This window comes from Glutamicibacter sp. HZAU (assembly GCF_004100365.1).
Taxonomy (GTDB): Bacteria; Actinomycetota; Actinomycetes; order Actinomycetales; family Micrococcaceae; genus Glutamicibacter; species Glutamicibacter nicotianae.
Map to the genome: position 1 here is coordinate 331,322 of NZ_SCKZ01000002.1, position 19,620 is coordinate 350,941.

Consider the following 19,620-nt stretch of genomic DNA (forward strand, 5'->3'; position numbering starts at 1 on the left):
TGGGCGCTCACAGTTAAACGAACCATAATAGGTTAGGTGAGCTTCCAGAAAACCTTCATTCCAGCCGGGCATCCCCGTCGAGTCAGCCTGATCGGTTCCACCGGTTCCATCGGTACGCAGGGACTGGACGTCATCGAACAGGCATCCGGCCAATTCTCCGTGGCCGCCTTATCCGGCGGATACAACCTTGAATTGCTGGCCCGCCAGGCCATCAAGCACCGCCCTGCAATGGTCGGCAGCGCCGTGGAATCAAAGGATGAGCTGGCCGCGGCCATCAAGCAGGCCGCCGAGGACGCATCGGTGACCGGATACGAGCCCGAGCTGGCGGCTGGCGCGCAGGCGGCCACCGAGGTTGCCGAGTTTGCCGAGGCCGACGTAGTGCTCAATGGCATCACCGGTGCCATTGGCCTGGCTCCGACCATTGCTGCGCTGGAAGCCGGCCACCTGCTGGCCCTGGCAAACAAGGAATCCCTGATCATCGGAGGCCAGGTCGTCAAGCAGATCGCAGCCCCTGGCCAGATCTCGCCGGTGGACTCCGAGCATTCCGCCCTCGCCCAGGCACTGCGCTCAGGCGCGCCCGAGGAAGTGGCCAAGCTGCTGGTCACGGCCTCCGGAGGCCCATTCTTCGGCTGCAGCTACGAGCAGCTGCGTGATGTCACCCCTGCCCAGGCACTGGCCCACCCGACCTGGGACATGGGGCGCATGGTCACCACCAACTCGGCCACCATGGTCAACAAGGCCCTGGAAGTCATCGAAGCCCACCTGCTTTTCGACGTGCCGCTGGAGAAGATCGAGCCCGTCGTGCACCGGCAATCCATCGTCCACTCGATGGTGGAGTTCATCGATGGTTCGGTGATTGCCCAGGCATCGCCGCCGGACATGCGCCTGCCCATCGCGTTGGGCATCAATTGGCCGCATCGGGTCGCCGGGGCCACGAAGGCCTGCGATTTCTCCACCGCGGCCAGCTGGACCTTTGAACCGCTGGATGAAGAAGTCTTCAGCGCTGTGAAGCTCGCCAAGCAGGCAGCGTCCTCGTCGGGAACGCATATGGCCGTCTACAACGCCGCCAACGAAGTTGCAGTGGATGCCTTCCATGATGGAAAGATCCGCTTCACCGGCATCGTCGAGACCATTGAACGCGCACTGGACGCGTATACCCCGGTGAATGCCGAGCTGTCGGTGGAAACAGTGCTGGAAACCGACCGCTGGGCCCGTGCCCATGCAACGAAGATCATCGAGGCGAGCGCATGAGTGCATTGCTGTTCATCGGCGGCGTACTATTCATGCTGGTAGCCGTAGGGCTGTCCATCGCGCTGCATGAAATCGGGCACCTGGTCCCCGCGAAGCTCTTCAAGCTGCGGGTTCCGCAGTACATGATCGGTTTCGGCAAGACACTGGTTTCCTTCAAGCGGGGTGAAACCCAATACGGCATCAAGGCGCTGCCACTGGGCGGCTACATCTCGATGGTCGGCATGTACCCGCCACGCGAGCAGGTCGCTGCTGACGCTCCGGGCAAGAAGCCGAATCTCTTCCAGAAGGTCTTCGGCCAGATGGTCGATGACGCGCGTTCGCAGGCCAATGAAAACGTGCTGCCCAGCGATGAAGGCCGGTTGTTCTACCAGCTGCCGATCTACAAGCGCGTGATCATCATGCTCGGCGGCCCGATCATGAACCTGCTCATCGGGTTCGTGGTGATCGCCATCGTGCTCACCAGCTTCGGGCAGGCCACACCGACCACCACGGTCTCCGAGGTGTACCAGTGCATTGCCAGCGCGCAGAACGCGGAGCAGACCGAATGCACCGACGAGGATGTCCCGGCACCCGCCTACGAGGCGGGCCTCCTGCCCGGCGATACGATTACCGCGGTCAACGGCACCCCTGTCGCGCAAGCCGAGTGGAACAAGCTCACCGATGTCATCCGCGATCATCCAGGAGAACCAATCACCCTGGAATACTCCCGCGACGGGCAGAGCCACACCACTGAGCTGACCCCGTACCTGACCGAGCGTCCGGCCACTGACGAGAACGGCTACGTGCTGCTCGATGAGCACGGCGAATACATCATGACCAAGGTCGGTTTCGTCGGGATGGGCTCTTTGCAACGCGACTTGACCCAGCCCTTGAGCGCGGTGCCCGGCGTGATCGGGGAGCAGCTGCTGAAGATCGGCGATGTCATTCTTCACCTGCCCCAGCGCATGGTGGATGTCGCCCAAGCGGCCTTCGGCAATCAGGAACGCGACCCCGACGGGCCGGTGTCCATTGTGGGCGTTGGACGCATCGCCGGAGAGATCAGCGCCGAGGATTCCATCTCGGTTGCCGATAAATTCGCAACGTTGCTGTCGCTGGTCGGGGGCCTGAACTTGGCGCTGTTCGCCTTCAACCTGATCCCGCTGCTGCCGCTGGATGGCGGCCACGTTGTGGGCGCGTTGTACGAGGGGCTGAAGCGCATGTTTGCACGGATCTTCAAGATCAAGAAGGTCAAGCCGGTTGACACGGTCAAGCTACTGCCGCTGACCTATGTCGTCGTGGTGGCGATGCTGGTCATGGGCGGGCTCTTAATATATGCGGATATCTTCAAGCCGATTCAACTGTTCTGAGACGAGAGAAATAAGCTGTAGGCATGACTGTTTTTGCTGTTGAATACGCTTACGCCGAAAACTCCAACGATCTGCGCGACGAACACCGTCCGGCGCACCGCGAGTACCTCGGGGGGTTCCTTGGCGAAGGATCGGTACGCCTTCTGGCTTCGGGGCCAACTCCGGTCAGCGACGGCGCGCTGCTGATCTTCGCAGCCGAATCGCAGGCGGCATTGGAAGACGTGCTGTCCAATGACCCATTCCAGCTGGTTGGCGGAGTCGGCTCGGCCACCATCACCGAATGGAACCCGGTCATGGGCCTGCTGAAGGAATTCGCTTCCTAGGCGACAGGTTGCATGTGCCAGCCTCCGTTGTTCTGTACCAAGAACGGCGGAGGCTGGCTGCGTTAAACGGCATTGATGGCCCAGACTGGTATGGGGAGAAGAAAGGGGAGAGCATCATGGATGTGCAGATTACGCCGGCACTGGCAATCCCTGCCGCGGAGCTGAAATGGCATTTCTCCCGTTCGTCAGGCCCCGGCGGCCAGCATGTGAATACCTCCGACTCCCGCGTGGAGCTCTCTTGGGTGATTGGCGCTTCAAGGGCGTTGTCCGACTGGCAGCGCCATCGGCTGCTCGAGAAACTTGGACCGCGCCTGGTGGCTGGAGCACTGGTCGTGACTGCCGCCGAGGAACGATCTCAATGGCGCAACCGCCAGATTGCGCAGGAGAAGCTGGGACGCATCATCGAAAAAGCCTTGGCGCCGGATGCGCCCGCGCGCAAGGCAACGAAAGCCACCCGGGGATCGCACCGGCGCAGGCTGAGCGCCAAGGCCAATCGCTCGGCCACGAAGCAGCTTCGCCGCAAGCCGGGAATGGACTGACCGGAGGAAGCAACTGCTGTGTCCCATGTCACTGGAATCGGCGGAATGCCCGGTTTGGTGATGCGGTTGAAAGTAGATGAAGCGTCAGCTTTCTATTTATTCTGTCTCAAGGAGAACACCTTATGACCACCAAGGTCCTCACCCTCGTCGGTTCCCTGCGCAACGGTTCGACCAACCAGCAGCTGGCGGAAGCCACTTCGCACAACGCCCCCGAAGGCATGGAAGTTTCCGTGTTCAGCGGCTTGGAGAATATCCCGTTCTACAACGAGGACCATGACGTGGAAGGTGGCGTTCCAGCCGCAGCCCAGGCCCTGCGCGACGCAGCCGGCGAAGCCGACGCGCTGATGCTGGTCACCCCCGAGTACAACGGCACCATGCCAGCTGTCTTGAAGAACGCCATTGACTGGCTGTCCCGTCCCTTCGGTGCCGGTGCACTGAAGGACATGCCAACCGTAGTACTGGGCACCGCCTTCGGACAGTACGGTGGCGTCTGGGCACAGGACGAAGCACGCAAGGCACTGAACATCGCCGGCGCCAACGTGCTGGAAAACGTCAAGCTGGCCATCCCGAACTCGGTAGTGCGCTTCGCAGAACTGCACCCGAAGGACGACGCTGAAGTTGTCGAGCAGGTTTCCGGCGTGCTGAAGAGCATCAAGGAAATCGCCGAAGCCAACTAGGCTTTCGCAGGCTCCAGCTGCAAAATGATGGGAGAAAGGCCACGGTTCCCGTGGCCTTTCTCGCATCAATACCCGCTCACCGCGATACGGTGACATACTTGGAGTAGAGAAATACCCACAATCTATTCGGAGGCGTCCATTGACTTCGGTCAGCCTAGGCATGCCGGCAGGCCCACCGCCGGTACTCGCACCACGTCGTAAGACTCGCCAGTTCCAGGTTGGATCCGTAGGTGTCGGCTCCGACTCGCCGATTTCGGTCCAGTCGATGACCACCACCAAGACCCACGACATCAACGCCACCCTGCAGCAGATCGCTGAGCTGACCGCTGCCGGCTGCGACATCGTGCGTGTTGCCTGCCCAACGGACAAGGACGCGGAAGCGCTGAAGATCATCGCGATGAAGTCGCAGATCCCGGTCATCGCCGACATCCACTTCCAGCCGAAGTACGTCTACGCTGCCATCGAGGCAGGCTGCGGCGCGGTGCGCGTGAACCCAGGCAATATCCGCCAGTTCGATGACCAGGTCAAGGAAATCGCGCAGGCCGCCAAGGACCACGGCACGTCGATCCGCATCGGCGTCAACGCCGGCTCGCTGGACCGCCGCCTGCTCCAGAAATACGGCAAGGCCACCCCTGAAGCACTGGTCGAATCGGCTGTCTGGGAAGCCTCCCTGTTCGAGGAGCACGGCTTCCACGACTTCAAGATCTCGGTCAAGCACAACGACCCGGTGATCATGGTCCGCGCCTACGAGATGCTGGCAGAACGCGGCGACTGGCCGTTGCACCTGGGCGTGACCGAGGCCGGTCCTGCGTTCCAGGGCACCATCAAGTCCGCGACCGCTTTCGGCGCACTGCTCTCCCAGGGCATTGGCGACACCATTCGCGTATCGCTGTCGGCCCCGCCGGTCGAGGAAGTGAAGGTCGGCAACCAGATTCTGGAATCGCTGAACCTGCGTCCGCGCAAGCTGGACATCGTTTCCTGCCCATCCTGCGGACGCGCACAGGTGGATGTCTACACCTTGGCTGAGCAGGTTACTGCTGGGCTCGAAGGCATGAAGGCTCCACTGCGCGTGGCAGTCATGGGCTGCGTCGTCAACGGACCGGGTGAAGCCCGCGATGCGGACCTCGGTGTAGCTTCGGGCAACGGCAAGGGACAGATCTTCGTCAAGGGCGAGGTCATCAAGACCGTCCAGGAAGACCAGATTGTCGAGACTTTGATCGAAGAAGCCAACCGTTTGGCGGCAGAAATGGGACTGGACAATGACGAGAATCCTTCCTCGGGTTCTCCCGTGGTCTCCGTCAGCTAGAACTAGCCGACGAAGCGTCGAGGGAGCGCCGCGCATCTTGGGCCGTCGTGACACGACCGCCCTTATCGAGTTGCTCGATCGCGACCCCGTCGCCAACATCTTCACCCGTTCTCAGGTGAACATCCACAAGTCTGCGGTTCCAGATGGCTTTGCCCATATCGTTGGCTTGGACGGCAACGAAGGCCTTGAATCGGCATGCTGGGTGGGCGCCAATATGGCGCCCACCGCCATGGCGGAGGCCGATGCCCAGAAATTCGCCATGCATGCCATCGAGACCCGCCAGCGATTCGCCTCGGTCTTCGGCCCGGCGGAAACCGTGCTGGCCATGCATGAGGTCTTGCGGGACGGTCCGCAAGAAATTTTCGACCTCCGGGCGAATCAGCCATTGATGGCGATCTCGCACAACCCGGCGGGCGTTCGACGCAATCGGCTCCGCCCGGCCCAGGTCCAAGAATTCGATCGAGTGCTGCCGGCCAGCGCAGCAATGTTCGAAGAGGAACTTGGCTATTCGCCGTTGGAAAACGGGGGAAGCTTCTACCGCAATCGTGTACGCCAGCTAATTCGTGATGGACATACCCTCATGGACTGCGACCAGCGGGGCAACGTGATTTTCAAGGCTGACCTGGGCACGGTCACCGATGAAGTTGTGCAAATCCAAGGTGTTTGGGTGAATCCGATGTACCGCGGACAGGGGTTGGCTGCCGGCTATATGGCCTCCACAGTGGACTATGCAATGCAGTTAGCGCCAGTCGTGAGCCTATACGTCAACGACTTCAACACCGCTGCAATTAAGACATATCAGCGCATCGGCTTTGAACAAGTCGGAACCTTCGCGACGATCCTGTTCTGATCTCAGAAGCCGGCGCCTTGGCAAAGCATCGCTTGCCGAGCCTGAAGACGCTGATTCGATCGCGGATTCCTGTATGGCTTCAGCACGGCGAGGCTCCATGCCGTCGGCATTCGGAGTGCAAGCCGATCGTGCGACGGCGCAGGAATGAAAATGCAGACTCCCAGCATTGCCCTTGTGATGTTTCGTCTTGCACCCAACGAGGAAGCAGCAATGCCCAGCGAATGATCCGCGGTCTTCTAGACTCGAAGGTGTAACAGCGACGGTGATGGGAAAACTTGTGGTTCGAGGCTTTGGCGCTAAAGCATACTTGGGCGCTGCTATGAGCGCAGCAGTAGTCCTGATGAGCGGGTGCAGCGCACCAGAAACCGAAGTCGGGGCATCGCCGGTCGCGCCGGTTCGCCTCGATGGCGCACAGCTGGAGAACCTGCTTGAGGAATTCGCCCAAGAAGAAAAGAATTCCGAGGTCATTGGCGACAAGCAGCTTCGCGAGAACATTCCGCAGGCCCAGGAATGGATCGAGAACGTCAAAGTGAATCCCAGCAAATGCGGGGTCACTTTTGCTGAGCCGGTAGCCGATCAATTGAAGAACGCCACGATGGGGGCCATAGAATTCGAGGACAGCTACCTTACAGTCGCAATCTACAAGGATTCTGAATTCTTGCAGGCCCAATGGGATGCCAAAACGGCGGCCAACGCTGATTGCGCGCGGTACACAGTCAAGCGGGGCAACGAGACTCGTGCCTATCATCTTGCCAAGCAGCCCATGGATTCTTCAGCGGGATTATCCGATGGGTATGTGATTACCAGCAGTGATGGTTCGTCGACCCAGCAGCAGCTAATCATTCGCACTGCCAGCTCGAATGTCCTTCTCGGCCTTCAACGCTCCACAACAGCGGGGAACACCGCGAACGAAGTTGAAGAAGCATCAGAGATCCTGCAGAAGCTCATGGACCAGCTGACCCAGTAGTTTATTTTTACGACGTCGCCGGCTCTTCGGCGGCAACAACGGAAAGCAGTAAATGACTAAGCGTTTAGCCCTTTGGGCCCTGCCATTGGCCGCGACCATGATACTAGCTGGCTGTTCTTCAGATTCAGCCACGGAACCTGCGGAATCGTCTGCTTCAACGACCTCCGCAGACAGCCAGGAAGAGGCTGCCTCGAATGGCGCGCTCACTGCCGAGCAGGTGAAATCCGTCGCTTCCAAGCTTTTGGAAGGCGACAACGCAGTCCAGGTGGTCGGCAACGAGCAAATGCAGCAGCAACTGGAAATTGCCAAGAACGCGAAGGCTCCCAGTGGCATCAAGCCGGAGAAATGCGCCGAGTTGAATGCCAAGTATTCAGTTACCGACTTGACTGCATCCGTATCCGCAACGGCAACCAGCTCCTCGGAATCCGTCGGCAAAGTTGTGCAGGTTTTCTCCTTGACGGACAAAGCCACACGTAAGAATGTCTCCCAGGCGCTGACCTTGGATGATCTGGAGGGATGCGAAAACGTCACCGTCGAGACAGGTGGCGAAAAAATCGAAACTGAACGCCAGATCCTGCCCTTGGATGTCAAAGCTGACCAGTCGTTGACCATGTCCACCCAGATGGACGCAGGCGGAGGGCAGCTATTGACCTCGGTCGTGGTGCAGGCGCTGCGGGACGACAATTTCGTCCTGGTTACCCTGCAGACAGGTTCGCAGCAAGCAGCTGAGCTGGCCGCGCAAGCCGTGGAATTGACGGATCGTGCGTTCGCCGAAATCGATGCGGTTCGAAAGCAATAGTCACTTGTGCTCCGTGTCCCGACTCGCCAATACCAGGCGGTGCTGCGCCTAGGAGCGGGATGCCAGCAGCGGTAGCGACTTGGATAGTTTGCCGTGAAGCAATGCATCTTCCGAGTCATATTGAAGTCCCTGGCAGTTGAAGCGCGATTCAACTGCCAGGGACTTGTTCCTGTGCGTCGCCTGCAGATTTCTCTTTGACTGGTGCTTTTCCTGGCAGTGGATGACTCTTGTCCTGCTCTTGAGCATTCAAGCGAACAACTTGCTCAAGTCCATTCGCTGCAACACTCTCTCGTTGTCTTTTTATTTCCAACATATTGTGAAATGCTGTGGGTGGCTTATCATCACCATTGTCAGGAAATCACCATGAAAAAGCGTTCACTCTGGGTGCTGCCAGTAGCAGTTGCCCTAGCACTGACCGGTTGCAGCTCGAATTCGGGAACCGAAGGAGCTGCTGGCTCTTCGGAGGCCCCTCAGGAACAGGAAAGCGCGGGAGTCCCGGCGCTGACCGCCGAGCAAGCCGCTGCGGTCGCCAAAACTCTCGGTGGAGACGAACCGAATGTGCAGGTTCTGGATAGCGCTGCGCTGAGCGCCTCAGTTGAAAGCGCCAAGGGACTGATCGATCAGATGGAGATCGAACCAGCGCAGTGCGCGGAATACGTTTCGCAGCAGGGAACCCAGGACCTGGACGGCGTGAACATGGCTGCAGCGATTGTCGTCGGCGAGACCGGTGAGAGCAGCAGCTATTCGGTCGCTGGCTACGAGGATGCTGCCAAGCTGGAAGCAATCAACAAGATGGCAGATGCCAAGGACTTGCAGGGTTGCGAGGACTTCTCGATGAAGGTAGCAGGCCAGGAAGTTTCGGCCTCTGCCAAGATCCTGGATGCTGAGTCTGACGCAGACAAGACCATCGCTACCCACACCGCTATGACCATGAACGGTGCTGAAGTGCCGGGCGGTTCGTACCAGATTCAGGGCGTAGTCGGCGACAACGTCGTTGCCGTTTCCCACACCCAAACCACCGAACAAAGTGAAGACGAAGCTGTGAAGACTCTCGTTGAAGAACTGAATAAGGCGGTTGCAGAGGTCAAGGCGGCGGCCAAGTAGGCTCGCTTCCGGTGGCGAATGCCCCTCTGGTTCCTGGACCAGAGGGGCATTCGCGCATTTGCATGGAAAATACTTCCCAAAGTGAGGCAGCAACTGCCAATGGATGGAGTGGTCTCAGACGAAGGTTCGGTTCAGAACCAGCTGATGATCCGTGCCCATGGCAAACGGAGCTGCTGGCAAACGGAGCTGCGCAATATGCGGACACGCTCCAAGCAAGAACTAGCGAGGAACGCGCACCGAAGCGGGGCCTCGTTTAAATCACCTCCTCAATAAGCAAGAACCTTGCAACTCCCAGCAGTGGCCCAGTAGCGGGAGCAAGCTACTGAAAACGCAACACGGTTCCGCTCGACCCCTTGAATTTATTGGGAAGTCGCCGAAAGCTGTAGCATTGATTAAGGCCAATTTTCTGGCCAAAACCCATTTGATTTTGCATAGCTAGTCGGCATCCGGAAATATCTCTGAAGTCGACGGACGGAAAAGGACACCCCGAGTGGTTTTGAAGCTTTCCACTACCTTCTTGCGCACCTTGCGTGAAGATCCGGTTGACGCCGAAGTCGCCAGCCACAAGTTGTTGGTACGCGCCGGTTACATCCGTCGTGCGGCCCCGGGAATCTACACCTGGTTGCCGTTGGGTTTGAAGGTCCTGGCGCGTGTTGAAGCTATCGTTCGCGAGGAAATGAACGCCATCGGCGGCCAGGAAGTCCACTTCCCAGCGCTGTTGCCACGCGAGCCATACGAGCAGACCGGCCGCTGGACCGAATACGGCGAAGGCCTGTTCCGCCTCAAGGACCGCAAAGAAGCGGATTACCTCCTGGCTCCAACCCATGAGGAAATGTTCACCCTGCTGGTGAAGGACCTGTACAACTCGTACAAGGATCTGCCGGTCTACCTGTACCAGATCCAGAACAAGTACCGCGACGAAGCACGTCCGCGCGCGGGCCTGCTGCGCGGCCGCGAATTCATCATGAAGGATTCCTACTCCTTCAACATCGATGACGAGGGCCTGGACGAGGCCTATATGGCGCACCGCGCCGCCTACCTGAAGATTTTCGAGCGCCTGGGACTGGAAGTTGTCCCGGTCTTCGCGCAGGCAGGTGCCATGGGCGGCTCCAAGTCCGAGGAGTTCCTGCATCCAACGGCTATCGGCGAGGACACCTTCGTGCGTTCGGCAGGCGGCTATGCTGCGAACGTCGAGGCGGTGACCACGGTAGTCCCTGCAGCTATCGATTACACCAACGCACCTGCGTTCGAGGTAGTCGATACCCCGGACACCCCGACCATCGAAACCCTGGTGGCCGCCGCCAACGAGCTGCGCCCACGCGAGTCCGGTGCCTGGGAAGCCAAGGACACCCTGAAGAACGTTGTCCTGGCCGTGACCGACCCGGAAGGCAACCGCCAGCTGGTAGTCATCGGTGTTCCAGGCGACCGCCAGGTGGACCTGAAGCGCGTCGAGGCTACCGTAGGCGCCCCGCTGGGCATCATCGGCGAGGTCCAGGTTGAAGCCGCCAACGGCGAAGACTTGGCCAAGCACCCGGAATTGGTTGCTGGCTACATCGGCCCGGGCAACGGCCTGGACAAGGCTGTTCTGGGCACCGAGGGAACCAGCGGCATCACCTACCTGGTTGACCCACGCGTCGTATCCGGCACCTCGTGGATCACCGGCGCCAACGAAAAGGGTAAGCACGTCTTCGGCCTGGTGGCCGAGCGCGACTTCGGCTTTGACGGCACCATCGAGTCCGTCAACGTGCTCGAAGGCGATCCGGCACCGGATGGCTCCGGCCCGCTGCGCACCGAACGCGGCATCGAAATGGGACATATCTTCCAGCTCGGCCGCAAGTACGCCGAAGCACTGGATCTGCGGGTCTTGGACCAGAACGGCAAGCTGACCGTCGTCACCATGGGTTCCTACGGCATTGGCGTCACTCGTGCGGTCGCCGCGCTCGCCGAGGCGTACCACGACGAAAACGGCCTGGCATGGCCAAAGCAGGTTGCCCCAGCCGACATCCACATGGTTGTCACCGGCAAGGGCCCCGAGCTGCTGGAAGCCGCCGAGAAGCTGGCTGTCGAATTCGAAGCGGCCGGCCTGGAGGTCATCCTGGATGACCGTCCAAAGGTTTCCGCGGGTGTGAAGTTCTCCGATGCAGAACTGATCGGCATCCCCACCATTGTCGTGGTGGGACGCGGCCTCGCAGAGGGCGTAGTCGAGGTCAAGGACCGTACCTCCGGCGAACGCCGTGATGTCAAGGTAGAGGACGTCGTTGCGGAGCTGTCTGCCTAAGGGCGCGGCAGCCGAAAACTGAATAGGGGAGTAGCGCGGTGCAAGAGATCTTGGAATTCCTGTCCGTCAACGGTGAACCCGTCTCCTTCTGGCCCCTGGCCTTGCTGCTTCTGGCAGCCTTGGGCGCCGGATGGATCGACGCGGTGGTTGGCGGCGGCGGCCTGATCCAATTGCCCGCGCTGCTTCTTTTCCCCGGCATCACTCCGGTGCAGGCGCTGGCCACGAATAAGCTCGGCTCGATCTTCGGAACTACCACCAGCGCGGTGACCTACTACCGGCGCACCAGCCCGGATTTGAAAACCGCGATTCCGATGGCATTGACCGCGATGCTCGGGGCGTTCGGCGGAGCCGCGCTGGCAACAATACTTCCAGCCGAAGCGATTCAGCCCATCATTATCGCAGCGCTCATTGCGGTGCTGCTCTTCACGATCCTCAAGCCCAAAGCGGGGGAGCTGTCGCGGCTGCGCTACACCGGGCATGGGCACTATCTGCGCGCCATCCTGATCGGGCTGCTGATTGGCGGCTACGACGGGATGATCGGGCCGGGCACTGGATCGTTCTTGATCATCGCCATGGTGACGGTGCTGGGCTACAACTTCCTGCAGTCCTCCGCCAAGGCGAAGATCGTGAACCTGTGCACCAATCTGGGTGCGTTGCTGCTCTTCATTCCGACAGGGCACGTCTTGGCAGCCTTGGGCCTGGCCATGGGGTTGATGAATATGCTCGGCGGCTACCTCGGCGCGCGCATGGCGATCTCAAAGGGCAGCGCCTTCATACGCATCGTCTTCGTGATCGTCGTTTCGGCACTGATCATCAAGCTCGGTTCGGACCTGATCCTGGCCGGAAACTGACAGGTCTAGCGGCTTCCGGCAGCTGATGTGTTAATTGGCGGGTAACCGGCATGATGCTGGACCTGTTGCGGTTCGATGGCATGAACCATGGAACTGGTCGGCATTTGCGCGATCCTGAAGGTCAGGAAGCTGGAGCCTAATGCCGCTTTGTAGAGTTGGGCAATTGTCGTGCGCGGTTCCAGCGGATCCACAACCTTCAATGCGGTGCAGCCGATGGAAACGTAGAGGAACCACAAATCGTCTTTTTCCGGATCGAGTGTAGCGATCAGTGCCGGCGGTTGATGCGCGGCTACGAGCGACATGACATCGTTGACTGATTCTCCGGATTGCGCGATGACAATGGGCATTCCCTGAATCCAACCGTGTGCGCTGAGCTGTGCACGGCCTTGCCGTGAACTGATCACTTCGCTGACCAGTTCAGCTATCGTCGAACGCATGTGTCGACCTGACATTTCACTACCTCCGATTGACGACCTAGCTGCAAGTGGTTAGTTCCCCAATAAGTGGAAGAAAGCGGAGAATTTCGCTCCATTTTTAGCGGAGCTGAATGCCGAATCTTAAGCACTTATTATTCACCATAGACCCTTTGGCGGTGAATATCGAGAGCAGTTGAATAGGAATGAAATTCATATAGTTGCAGCTTCATTCCATGGTGGAGAGAATGGGGAAGGCTGGTAGCTGAAAATACTGTCGATTACGAAAAACCGGTATTGGGCATACCAGTTTCAACGAGGGGCAAGGTTAAAAACCACTGATCGTTGAAGCATTGCACGCTTCAACTCGACAGAAACGCCTGTTCCAATCCTCGCCATAATTCGCCGTGAGAATCGCTGTTGTAATTATTTCGTGATAAATCAACGACGTGGGAAATATGCCAGAAAAAACTGCTGAAACTTAGGCTATTTCTTGGACCCGGCAGTTTCCAAGATACGGTAGTCGCTACTTGATCCGTGGCGATCACTGAGAGCTTCGAATGCAAGGGCGGAAATTTTCAATCCTGCAGCGCCATCGGTATTTCCCGCTGCCACGACCAGCGCTTCAGCAAAATCTTCCTCGGCTGCTGCAGAGAGCGTGGCTAGTTCTTCCAGGCCGTCTTCGGGCAATGCATAGGCGGGCTCGCGCAGGTCTGCGCACCGGTCGTCAACGACGTCGCGCAGGCCGCGAAGCTGATTTCCCAATTCGCTGCGCCGATCTTCAATGGCATCCTTGGCTGACTCGGCGCCACGAGCAGCTTTGAGCTGCAGAAGGAAATCCAGCGCGTAGCCGCGGTCCAGTGCCCGGGCGACGGCCGTTGGCTCGATGTCCTGCGCTTCGGTGATTTCCACCGCCGGGTCCAGCAGATCTGCATGCGGCAGGCAGGCTACCTGCTGGTCATCTTGCTTTTCCGCGTCCGCGGCTTTGCTCAGCGGCAGGGCCAAGTCGACGTCGCGCTCTTCGCCTGATGATGCAACTGCACGGCGGGCATCCAGATTGACCTGGAAGGCAATCTCGGCCAGCTTCGAATCCCTGGGAAGCGAAGGCTCCTCGAATGCAGGCATCTGCGCCGAGGCATTGGCGACATTCGTGGCAAGCGCAACCAGTGCGTCGGGGGAGTAGCTTTGCGGCAACGCCGCAGGCTCTTGGTCATCGAAACGCAATTCGCCGAGCAGCGCTGAACCCTGCGACAAGGAAGCTGCCAGTGCGGACAGCTGCGAGGCGTTTTCCTCGGGTGCCAGTTTGGTCAAAGCCTGGGCCTGGGATGCCAGATCCGCGAGCTTTGCTCCCTGTTCCCACATCGTGCGTTCATCGGCGCTGGCCTCGCTGACTTGTTCGGGCAGTCCGCGCTCGACCAGGGCCCCATGAAAGAGCGTGCTGCCTATTCCCCACGTCACCGCCACGGCAACTGCACCAGCCAAGGCCGGAGCAATCCAGCCCGGAGCGCGGCGTACTGGCCTGTCGGTGCGAGGAGAGGAATAAGGCGTTTCTTCAGTCATAGCGTTTCGATCATGCCATGATCAACGCGGGCAATGAGGGCATTGGCGGTGCCGCGCGCCACGATGAATGGAAAATGGGCGTGAGTTCCTTCACCTGTGCCCGTTTGGATGTTCTCAATGAGCGGAACGCAATATAGGCTTAAAGGACAATATCGAATAGCGTGGGAGGATATCCATGACCGGAATGCCGGCCGATACCGAACAGGAAGCGCAGCGTCTGGCTGCATTGCTCTCCAAAGACGTAGAATCCCACGGGCTTCTCTTAGAAGAAGTCACCTTGCGTCCCTCTGGCAAGCAGATGATCTTGCAGATCATCGTCGACAAGGCCGACGGGCATGAAACGCTGGATCTCGATGAACTTGGTGAAGTCACCACCACCATCTCCAATGCCCTGGACAAGGACGCCGTCTATGCGAATGCGGCTCCTTACGAACTCGAAGTCAGTTCCCCGGGACTGTCCCGCCCGTTGACTGCCCAGCGCCATTGGATCCGCGCCATCAACCGCATGGTCAAGCTTTCACTGGCTGACGGCACGAAGCTTCGCGGACGCCTGCTGGAGGTCAACGAAAATGACGTGCTGGTTGCCGAGCACCGCGAGCCGGCCAAGAAGGGCATGAAGGTCAAGGTGCTCGAACCTGCGACCCATGCATTTGAAAATATCCGCAAAGCAGTTGTCGATCCAGAACTGAACTTCGACGACGCGCTCTTGGAAACTGTCGATACTGAAGATTTGGAGGGCTAAGCGTGGATATTGACATGAATGCGCTGCGCATCCTGGAAAAAGACCGCGACATCCCGATGGATGTCTTGATTCCAACCATCGAGTCGGCCCTGCTGCTGGCCTACAACAAGACCGAAGGCGCCATGCCTGGCGCTCGCGCGCACATTGAGCGCAGCAACGGCCATGTGGCGATCCTGGTGGAAGACCGCGATAACGCCGGCGTGCTGCTGGGCGAATTCGACGATACTCCTCACGGCTTCGGCCGCATTGCCGCTTCGACCGCCCGCCAGGTGATCATGCAGCGCCTGCGTGAAGCAGAAGATGCGCAGGTCGTCGGCGAGTACGCGGCTCGTGTTGGCACCTTGATCTCCGGCGTCATCCAGCAGGGCTACTCCTCGCACATGGTGCAGGTCAAGCTCGGCGACCTGGAAGCGCTGCTACCACCGGTCGAGCAGTCGCCAGGCGAGAAGTACCAGCACGGCAACCGCCTGCGCGCCTACGTTGTCTCGGCCGAGCGCGGCAACAAGGGCCCGGCCATTACCCTGTCCCGCTCCCACCCGAACCTGGTTCGCCGGCTGTTCGAAATGGAAGTTCCGGAAATTGCTGACGGCACCGTCGCAGTGGAGGCCCTGGCCCGCGAAGCTGGCCACCGCACCAAGATTGCTGTGCGTGCAACCAAGGCCGGCGTCAACGCCAAGGGCGCCTGCATTGGCGAAATGGGAACCCGCGTGCGCGCTGTGATGAACGAGTTGAACGACGAGAAGATCGACATCGTCGATTACAACGAGGATCCGGCGAAGTTCATCGCCGCGGCCCTGTCCCCGTCGAAGGTCATCTCGGTAGAGATCCTGGACGAAAGCGAACGCCGTGCCCGCGTGGTTGTCCCCGATTCCCAGCTCTCGCTGGCGATCGGCAAGGAAGGGCAGAATGCCCGCCTGGCCGCCAAGCTGACCGGTTGGCGCATCGACATCCTGGCCGCATCGGGCGGCAAGGAACCGCAGCTGTAGGCAGCTGCCGAAGAATTCCAGTTCAGCGTGCTGGACGCCTGGCTGCCTGTGAGGCGCATCTCATGCGTGCTAAGGCGTCCAAACGCGCTAGACTAGTAGATGGCTCGTAATAACTTGGGAAGGTGGCGACGGCGCTCGCATGAAGCTGCATCAGCAACGCACGTGCATTGGCTGTCGAACCGTAACCAATAAGAACGAGCTGCTCCGTTGGGTCCTGAAAGACGGTGCACCGCTGCGTGCGGTGAGCCTGGATCTGCGAGGTTCCGCTTTCGGGCGGGGCGCTTGGACCCACGGGACCGAAAAGTGTGTGCAGCAAGCAGTGCAGCGCCGAGCGTTCGCGCGGACCTTCAGGTCCGCGGTAGACGATTCGCAGGTACTGCAGGAATTCACTGCATACGAAGATCAGCTGGCAGCAAGCCAGCTATCTGGCAAACATGATGAAAGCGGGTCAGAAATCTGATGGCAACCCGATGAGTCGGCAATGCTGAGCGCACAACGATGAATTATCAGTTCTGCGTGATCCACCGTGCGACGGAAGAATTTCACGAATTACACAGCTGATCTGCCAGACCGCTGATCCAAAGATTTATCTTTTGATACCGGGGTTTGAGCAGATCACATCGACACAGGAGAGATGTGGCTAAACCCCGCGTTCACGAGCTCGCCAAAGAGCTCGGAATCACTTCAAAAGAAGCACTAACCAAGTTGCAGGACATGGGCGAATTCGTTCGCTCCGCTTCCTCGACCGTTGAACCACCAGTCGCGCGCAAGCTGCGCGACGCATTCCCGGGTTCCAACGGTGCCGCCAAGCCGGCAGCAGCTGCAAAGCCAGCCGCCGCCAAGCCAGCGACCCCTGGAGCTCCGAAGCCGGCCTCGAAGCCGGCAGCTGCCCCAGGTGCCTCGGCGCCGAAGCCAGGCGCCAAGCCAGCTCCGGCTCCTGCTGCACCAGCAGCACCTGCCGCTCCAACCGCGAAGGCGACCCCTGGCGCTCCATTGCCGGGTGCAGCCCCAGCACCGAAGCCAGGCGCCAAGCCGGCTCCAAAGCCAGGCGCCCCACGCCCAGGCAACAACCCGTTCTCGTCCCAGCAGGGAATGCGCGGCGCTGAGTCCGGCGAACGCCGTGGCGGCGGCAGCCGCGAAGGCGGTCGTGCCCCACGTCCAGGTGCCCCACGTCCGGGCGGTCCACGTCCAGGCAACAACCCGTTCTCCTCGCAGCAGGGCATGCGCGGCGAAGGTGGCCAGGGCGGCCCACGCCCGCCACGTGACGGCCAGCGCGGTCCACGTCCAGCTGGTGCTGGCGGTCCACGCCCGGCCCGCGACGGCCAGGGCGGCCCACGCCCGCCACGCGATGGCCAGCGCGGTCCACGTCCAGCCGGCGCAGGCGGCCCACGCCCAGCAGGCCAGGGCGCTCCACGCCCAGCTGGTGCAGGCGGTCCACGCCCAGGCGCAGGCACCACTGCAACCCCGCGCATGATGCCTAACCGCACCGATCGTCCAGCCCCAGCAGGCGGCGGACGTCCGGGTGCAGGTGCCGGCGGACGCGGTCGCCCAGGTGGCGGCGGCGGTGGCGGCACCGGTGGCGGCTTCCGCCCAGGCGCACCACGCGGCCGCGGTGGCGTTGGCGGCGCTTTCGGCAAGGGAGGCGCCGGTCGCGGCAAGCAGCGCAAGTCCAAGCGCGCAAAGCGCCAGGAATTGGAGCAGATGAGTGCTCCGTCATTGGGCGGCGTGAATGTTCCGCGCGGCACCGGTGACACCGAGATCCGTCTGCGCCGCGGCGCGTCGATCACCGATTTCGCTGACAAGATTGGCGCCAACCCGGCCGCACTGGTGACCGTGCTGTTCCACCTCGGTGAAATGGCTACCGCAACCCAGTCGCTGGATGAGGCGACCTTCGAGGTGCTCGGTGAAGAGCTGGGCTACAAGGTGCTTGTCGTCTCCCCAGAGGACGAGGACAAGGAGCTGCTCGAAGGCTTCGGACTGGACCTGGAAGCCGAACTTGAGGCCGAAGGCGAAGACGTGCTCGAAGAGCGCGCCCCGGTCATCACCATTATGGGCCACGTCGACCACGGTAAGACCCGACTGCTGGATGCCATCCGCCAGTCGAACGTCATCGAGGGCGAGCACGGCGGCATCACCCAGCACATCGGTGCATACCAGATCAACCATGAGCACGAGGGTCGCCAGCGCGCGATGACCTTCATCGATACCCCGGGCCACGAGGCGTTCACCGCCATGCGTGCCCGCGGTGCCGAGGTCACCGACGTTGCAGTGCTGGTTGTCGCAGCGGACGACGGCGTCATGCCGCAGACCGTGGAAGCGCTGAACCACGCACAGGCTGCCGGCGTGCCGATCATCGTCGCAGTGAACAAGGTCGATAAGGAAGGCGCCAACCCTGACAAGGTCATGGGCCAGCTGACCGAGTACGGCCTGGTTCCCGAGGAATACGGTGGCGACACCATGTTCGTGAAGGTTTCTGCACTGCAGAAGCAGGGTATCGAAGAGCTGCTGGACGCTGTCCTGCTGACCTCCGATGTCCTGGAACTGAAGGCGAACCCGGACAAGTCCGCTCGCGGCGTGGCTATCGAAGCGAACCTGGACAAGGGCCGCGGTTCGGTTGTCACCGTCCTGGTCCAGTCCGGTACCCTTTGCGTTGGCGACACCATGGTGGTGGGCACCGCCCACGGCCGTGTGCGTGCAATGTTCAACGAGAACGGCGAGAACCTCGACGTGGCACTGCCATCGCGTCCGGTACAGGTCCTGGGCATGTCCTCGGTTCCGCGTGCTGGCGACGGCTTCCTGATCACCGAAGACGAGCGCACCGCCCGCCAGATCGCTGACAAGCGCGAGACCGCAGAGCGCAATGCGTTGCTGGCCAAGCGCCGCAAGCGCATCACCTTGGAAGACTTCGACAAGGCTGTTGCCGATGGCAAGATCGATACCCTGAACCTGATCCTCAAGGGTGACGCTTCCGGTGCTGTCGAGGCACTGGAAGACTCGCTGATGAAGATCGAGGTAGGCGACGACGTGCAGCTGCGCGTGATCCACCGCGGTGTCGGTGCGATCACCCAGAACGACGTCAACCTGGCAACCGTGGACAACGCCATCATCATTGGCTTCAACGTCCGCCCAGCCGAGCGCGTGGCAGAACTGGCCGACAAGGAAGGCGTCGACATGCGCTTCTACTCGGTCATCTACTCCGCGATCGACGACATCGAAGCAGCGCTCAAGGGCATGCTCAAGCCGGAATACGAAGAAGTGGCCCTCGGTACCGCCGAGATCCGCCAGGTATTCCGCTCCTCGAAGTTCGGCAACATTGCCGGTTCGATCATCCGCTCGGGCACTATCAAGCGCAATTCCAAGGCCCGCCTGGTACGCGACGGCAACGTCGTGGGCGACAACCTGTCGATCGATTCGCTGCGCCGCGAGAAGGACGATGTCACCGAGGTCCGCGAGGGCTTCGAATGCGGTATCGGCCTGGGGTCGTTCAACGACATCAAGGAAGGCGACATCATCGAGACCTTCGAGATGCGCGAAAAGCCACGCGACTAATTGCCGACAGGCAATTAGCAGTGTGACTCACTGATTCGTGGGCGTTTGACCGATAAGCTTTGGTCAAGCGCCCACGAGT

At 60.4% G+C, this 19,620-nt stretch carries 18 protein-coding genes; 16 read left to right on the forward strand and 2 right to left on the reverse strand.

Going from position 1 to position 19,620, the window contains the following annotated elements:
• The first annotated feature begins 36 nt into the window (after positions 1–36).
• The 12 genes from dxr to EKH49_RS04170 all read left to right on the forward strand — a co-directional run bounded on the left by dxr (position 37) and on the right by EKH49_RS04170 (position 12,291).
• The gene (gene dxr, locus EKH49_RS04115) at positions 37–1,251 is read left to right on the forward strand and encodes a 1-deoxy-D-xylulose-5-phosphate reductoisomerase (protein WP_128469818.1); all 1,215 of its coding nucleotides are present in this window, start codon (positions 37–39) and stop codon (positions 1,249–1,251) included.
• Positions 1,248–2,597 carry a M50 family metallopeptidase gene (locus tag EKH49_RS04120; protein WP_128469819.1) on the forward strand — a complete coding sequence of 450 codons (1,350 nt, stop codon included), beginning with the start codon at positions 1,248–1,250 and terminating at the stop codon, positions 2,595–2,597. The genes dxr and EKH49_RS04120 overlap by 4 nt, the downstream gene beginning before the upstream one ends.
• Before the next feature lie 23 nt (positions 2,598–2,620).
• Positions 2,621–2,920, forward strand: coding sequence for a YciI family protein (locus EKH49_RS04125; protein WP_128469820.1), 300 nt, complete (start codon positions 2,621–2,623; stop codon positions 2,918–2,920).
• 116 nt (positions 2,921–3,036) lie between these two features.
• A complete protein-coding gene (gene arfB, locus EKH49_RS04130; RefSeq protein WP_128469821.1) occupies positions 3,037–3,459 on the forward strand; it encodes an alternative ribosome rescue aminoacyl-tRNA hydrolase ArfB in 423 nt (140 codons plus the stop codon).
• 122 nt (positions 3,460–3,581) lie between these two features.
• Positions 3,582–4,136, forward strand: a complete 555-nt coding sequence (locus EKH49_RS04135; RefSeq protein ID WP_038989685.1) for an NAD(P)H-dependent oxidoreductase — start codon at positions 3,582–3,584, stop codon at positions 4,134–4,136.
• Between the two features lie 139 nt (positions 4,137–4,275).
• The gene (gene ispG / locus EKH49_RS04140; protein WP_038989684.1) at positions 4,276–5,442 is read left to right on the forward strand and encodes a flavodoxin-dependent (E)-4-hydroxy-3-methylbut-2-enyl-diphosphate synthase; all 1,167 of its coding nucleotides are present in this window, start codon (positions 4,276–4,278) and stop codon (positions 5,440–5,442) included.
• Positions 5,443–5,479: 37 nt separating this feature from the next.
• Positions 5,480–6,292, forward strand: coding sequence for a GNAT family N-acetyltransferase (locus tag EKH49_RS04145; RefSeq protein WP_128469822.1), 813 nt, complete (start codon positions 5,480–5,482; stop codon positions 6,290–6,292).
• A gap of 319 nt (positions 6,293–6,611) precedes the next feature.
• Entirely contained in the window at positions 6,612–7,259 is a 648-nt protein-coding gene (locus EKH49_RS04150) for a hypothetical protein (RefSeq protein WP_128469823.1), read from the forward strand.
• Positions 7,260–7,311: 52 nt separating this feature from the next.
• Positions 7,312–8,058, forward strand: a complete 747-nt coding sequence (locus tag EKH49_RS04155) for a hypothetical protein (RefSeq protein WP_128469824.1) — start codon at positions 7,312–7,314, stop codon at positions 8,056–8,058.
• 363 nt (positions 8,059–8,421) lie between these two features.
• On the forward strand, positions 8,422–9,162 hold the full coding sequence (locus EKH49_RS04160) for a hypothetical protein (protein WP_128469825.1): 741 nt from the start codon (positions 8,422–8,424) through the stop codon (positions 9,160–9,162).
• A gap of 490 nt (positions 9,163–9,652) precedes the next feature.
• A complete protein-coding gene (locus tag EKH49_RS04165) occupies positions 9,653–11,440 on the forward strand; it encodes a proline--tRNA ligase (RefSeq protein WP_128469826.1) in 1,788 nt (595 codons plus the stop codon).
• A gap of 59 nt (positions 11,441–11,499) precedes the next feature.
• Positions 11,500–12,291: a TSUP family transporter gene (locus EKH49_RS04170; protein WP_128469913.1), complete on the forward strand. Its 792-nt coding sequence runs from the start codon at positions 11,500–11,502 to the stop codon at positions 12,289–12,291.
• Between the two features lie 5 nt (positions 12,292–12,296).
• Here the strand turns inward: EKH49_RS04170 and EKH49_RS04175 are convergent, their stop codons facing one another.
• Together EKH49_RS04175 and EKH49_RS04180 are read right to left on the reverse strand one after the other, a co-directional pair.
• The gene (locus tag EKH49_RS04175; RefSeq protein ID WP_128469827.1) at positions 12,297–12,638 is read right to left on the reverse strand and encodes a hypothetical protein; all 342 of its coding nucleotides are present in this window, start codon (positions 12,636–12,638) and stop codon (positions 12,297–12,299) included.
• Positions 12,639–13,190: 552 nt separating this feature from the next.
• Entirely contained in the window at positions 13,191–14,264 is a 1,074-nt protein-coding gene (locus EKH49_RS04180) for a hypothetical protein (RefSeq protein ID WP_128469828.1), read from the reverse strand.
• A gap of 175 nt (positions 14,265–14,439) precedes the next feature.
• On the opposite strand from EKH49_RS04180, the gene rimP reads away from it, so the two are divergent.
• The 4 genes from rimP (at position 14,440) to infB (ending at position 19,541) form a co-directional block, all read left to right on the forward strand.
• Entirely contained in the window at positions 14,440–15,006 is a 567-nt protein-coding gene (rimP, locus tag EKH49_RS04185) for a ribosome maturation factor RimP (RefSeq protein WP_128469829.1), read from the forward strand.
• Positions 15,007–15,008: 2 nt separating this feature from the next.
• Complete coding sequence (gene nusA / locus EKH49_RS04190) at positions 15,009–15,992, forward strand: transcription termination factor NusA (protein WP_038989667.1); 984 nt, start codon at positions 15,009–15,011, stop codon at positions 15,990–15,992.
• Between the two features lie 139 nt (positions 15,993–16,131).
• The gene (locus EKH49_RS17160) at positions 16,132–16,452 is read left to right on the forward strand and encodes a YlxR family protein (RefSeq protein ID WP_128469830.1); all 321 of its coding nucleotides are present in this window, start codon (positions 16,132–16,134) and stop codon (positions 16,450–16,452) included.
• 176 nt (positions 16,453–16,628) lie between these two features.
• Positions 16,629–19,541, forward strand: coding sequence for a translation initiation factor IF-2 (gene infB / locus EKH49_RS04200; RefSeq protein ID WP_128469831.1), 2,913 nt, complete (start codon positions 16,629–16,631; stop codon positions 19,539–19,541).
• Positions 19,542–19,620 lie beyond the last annotated feature (79 nt).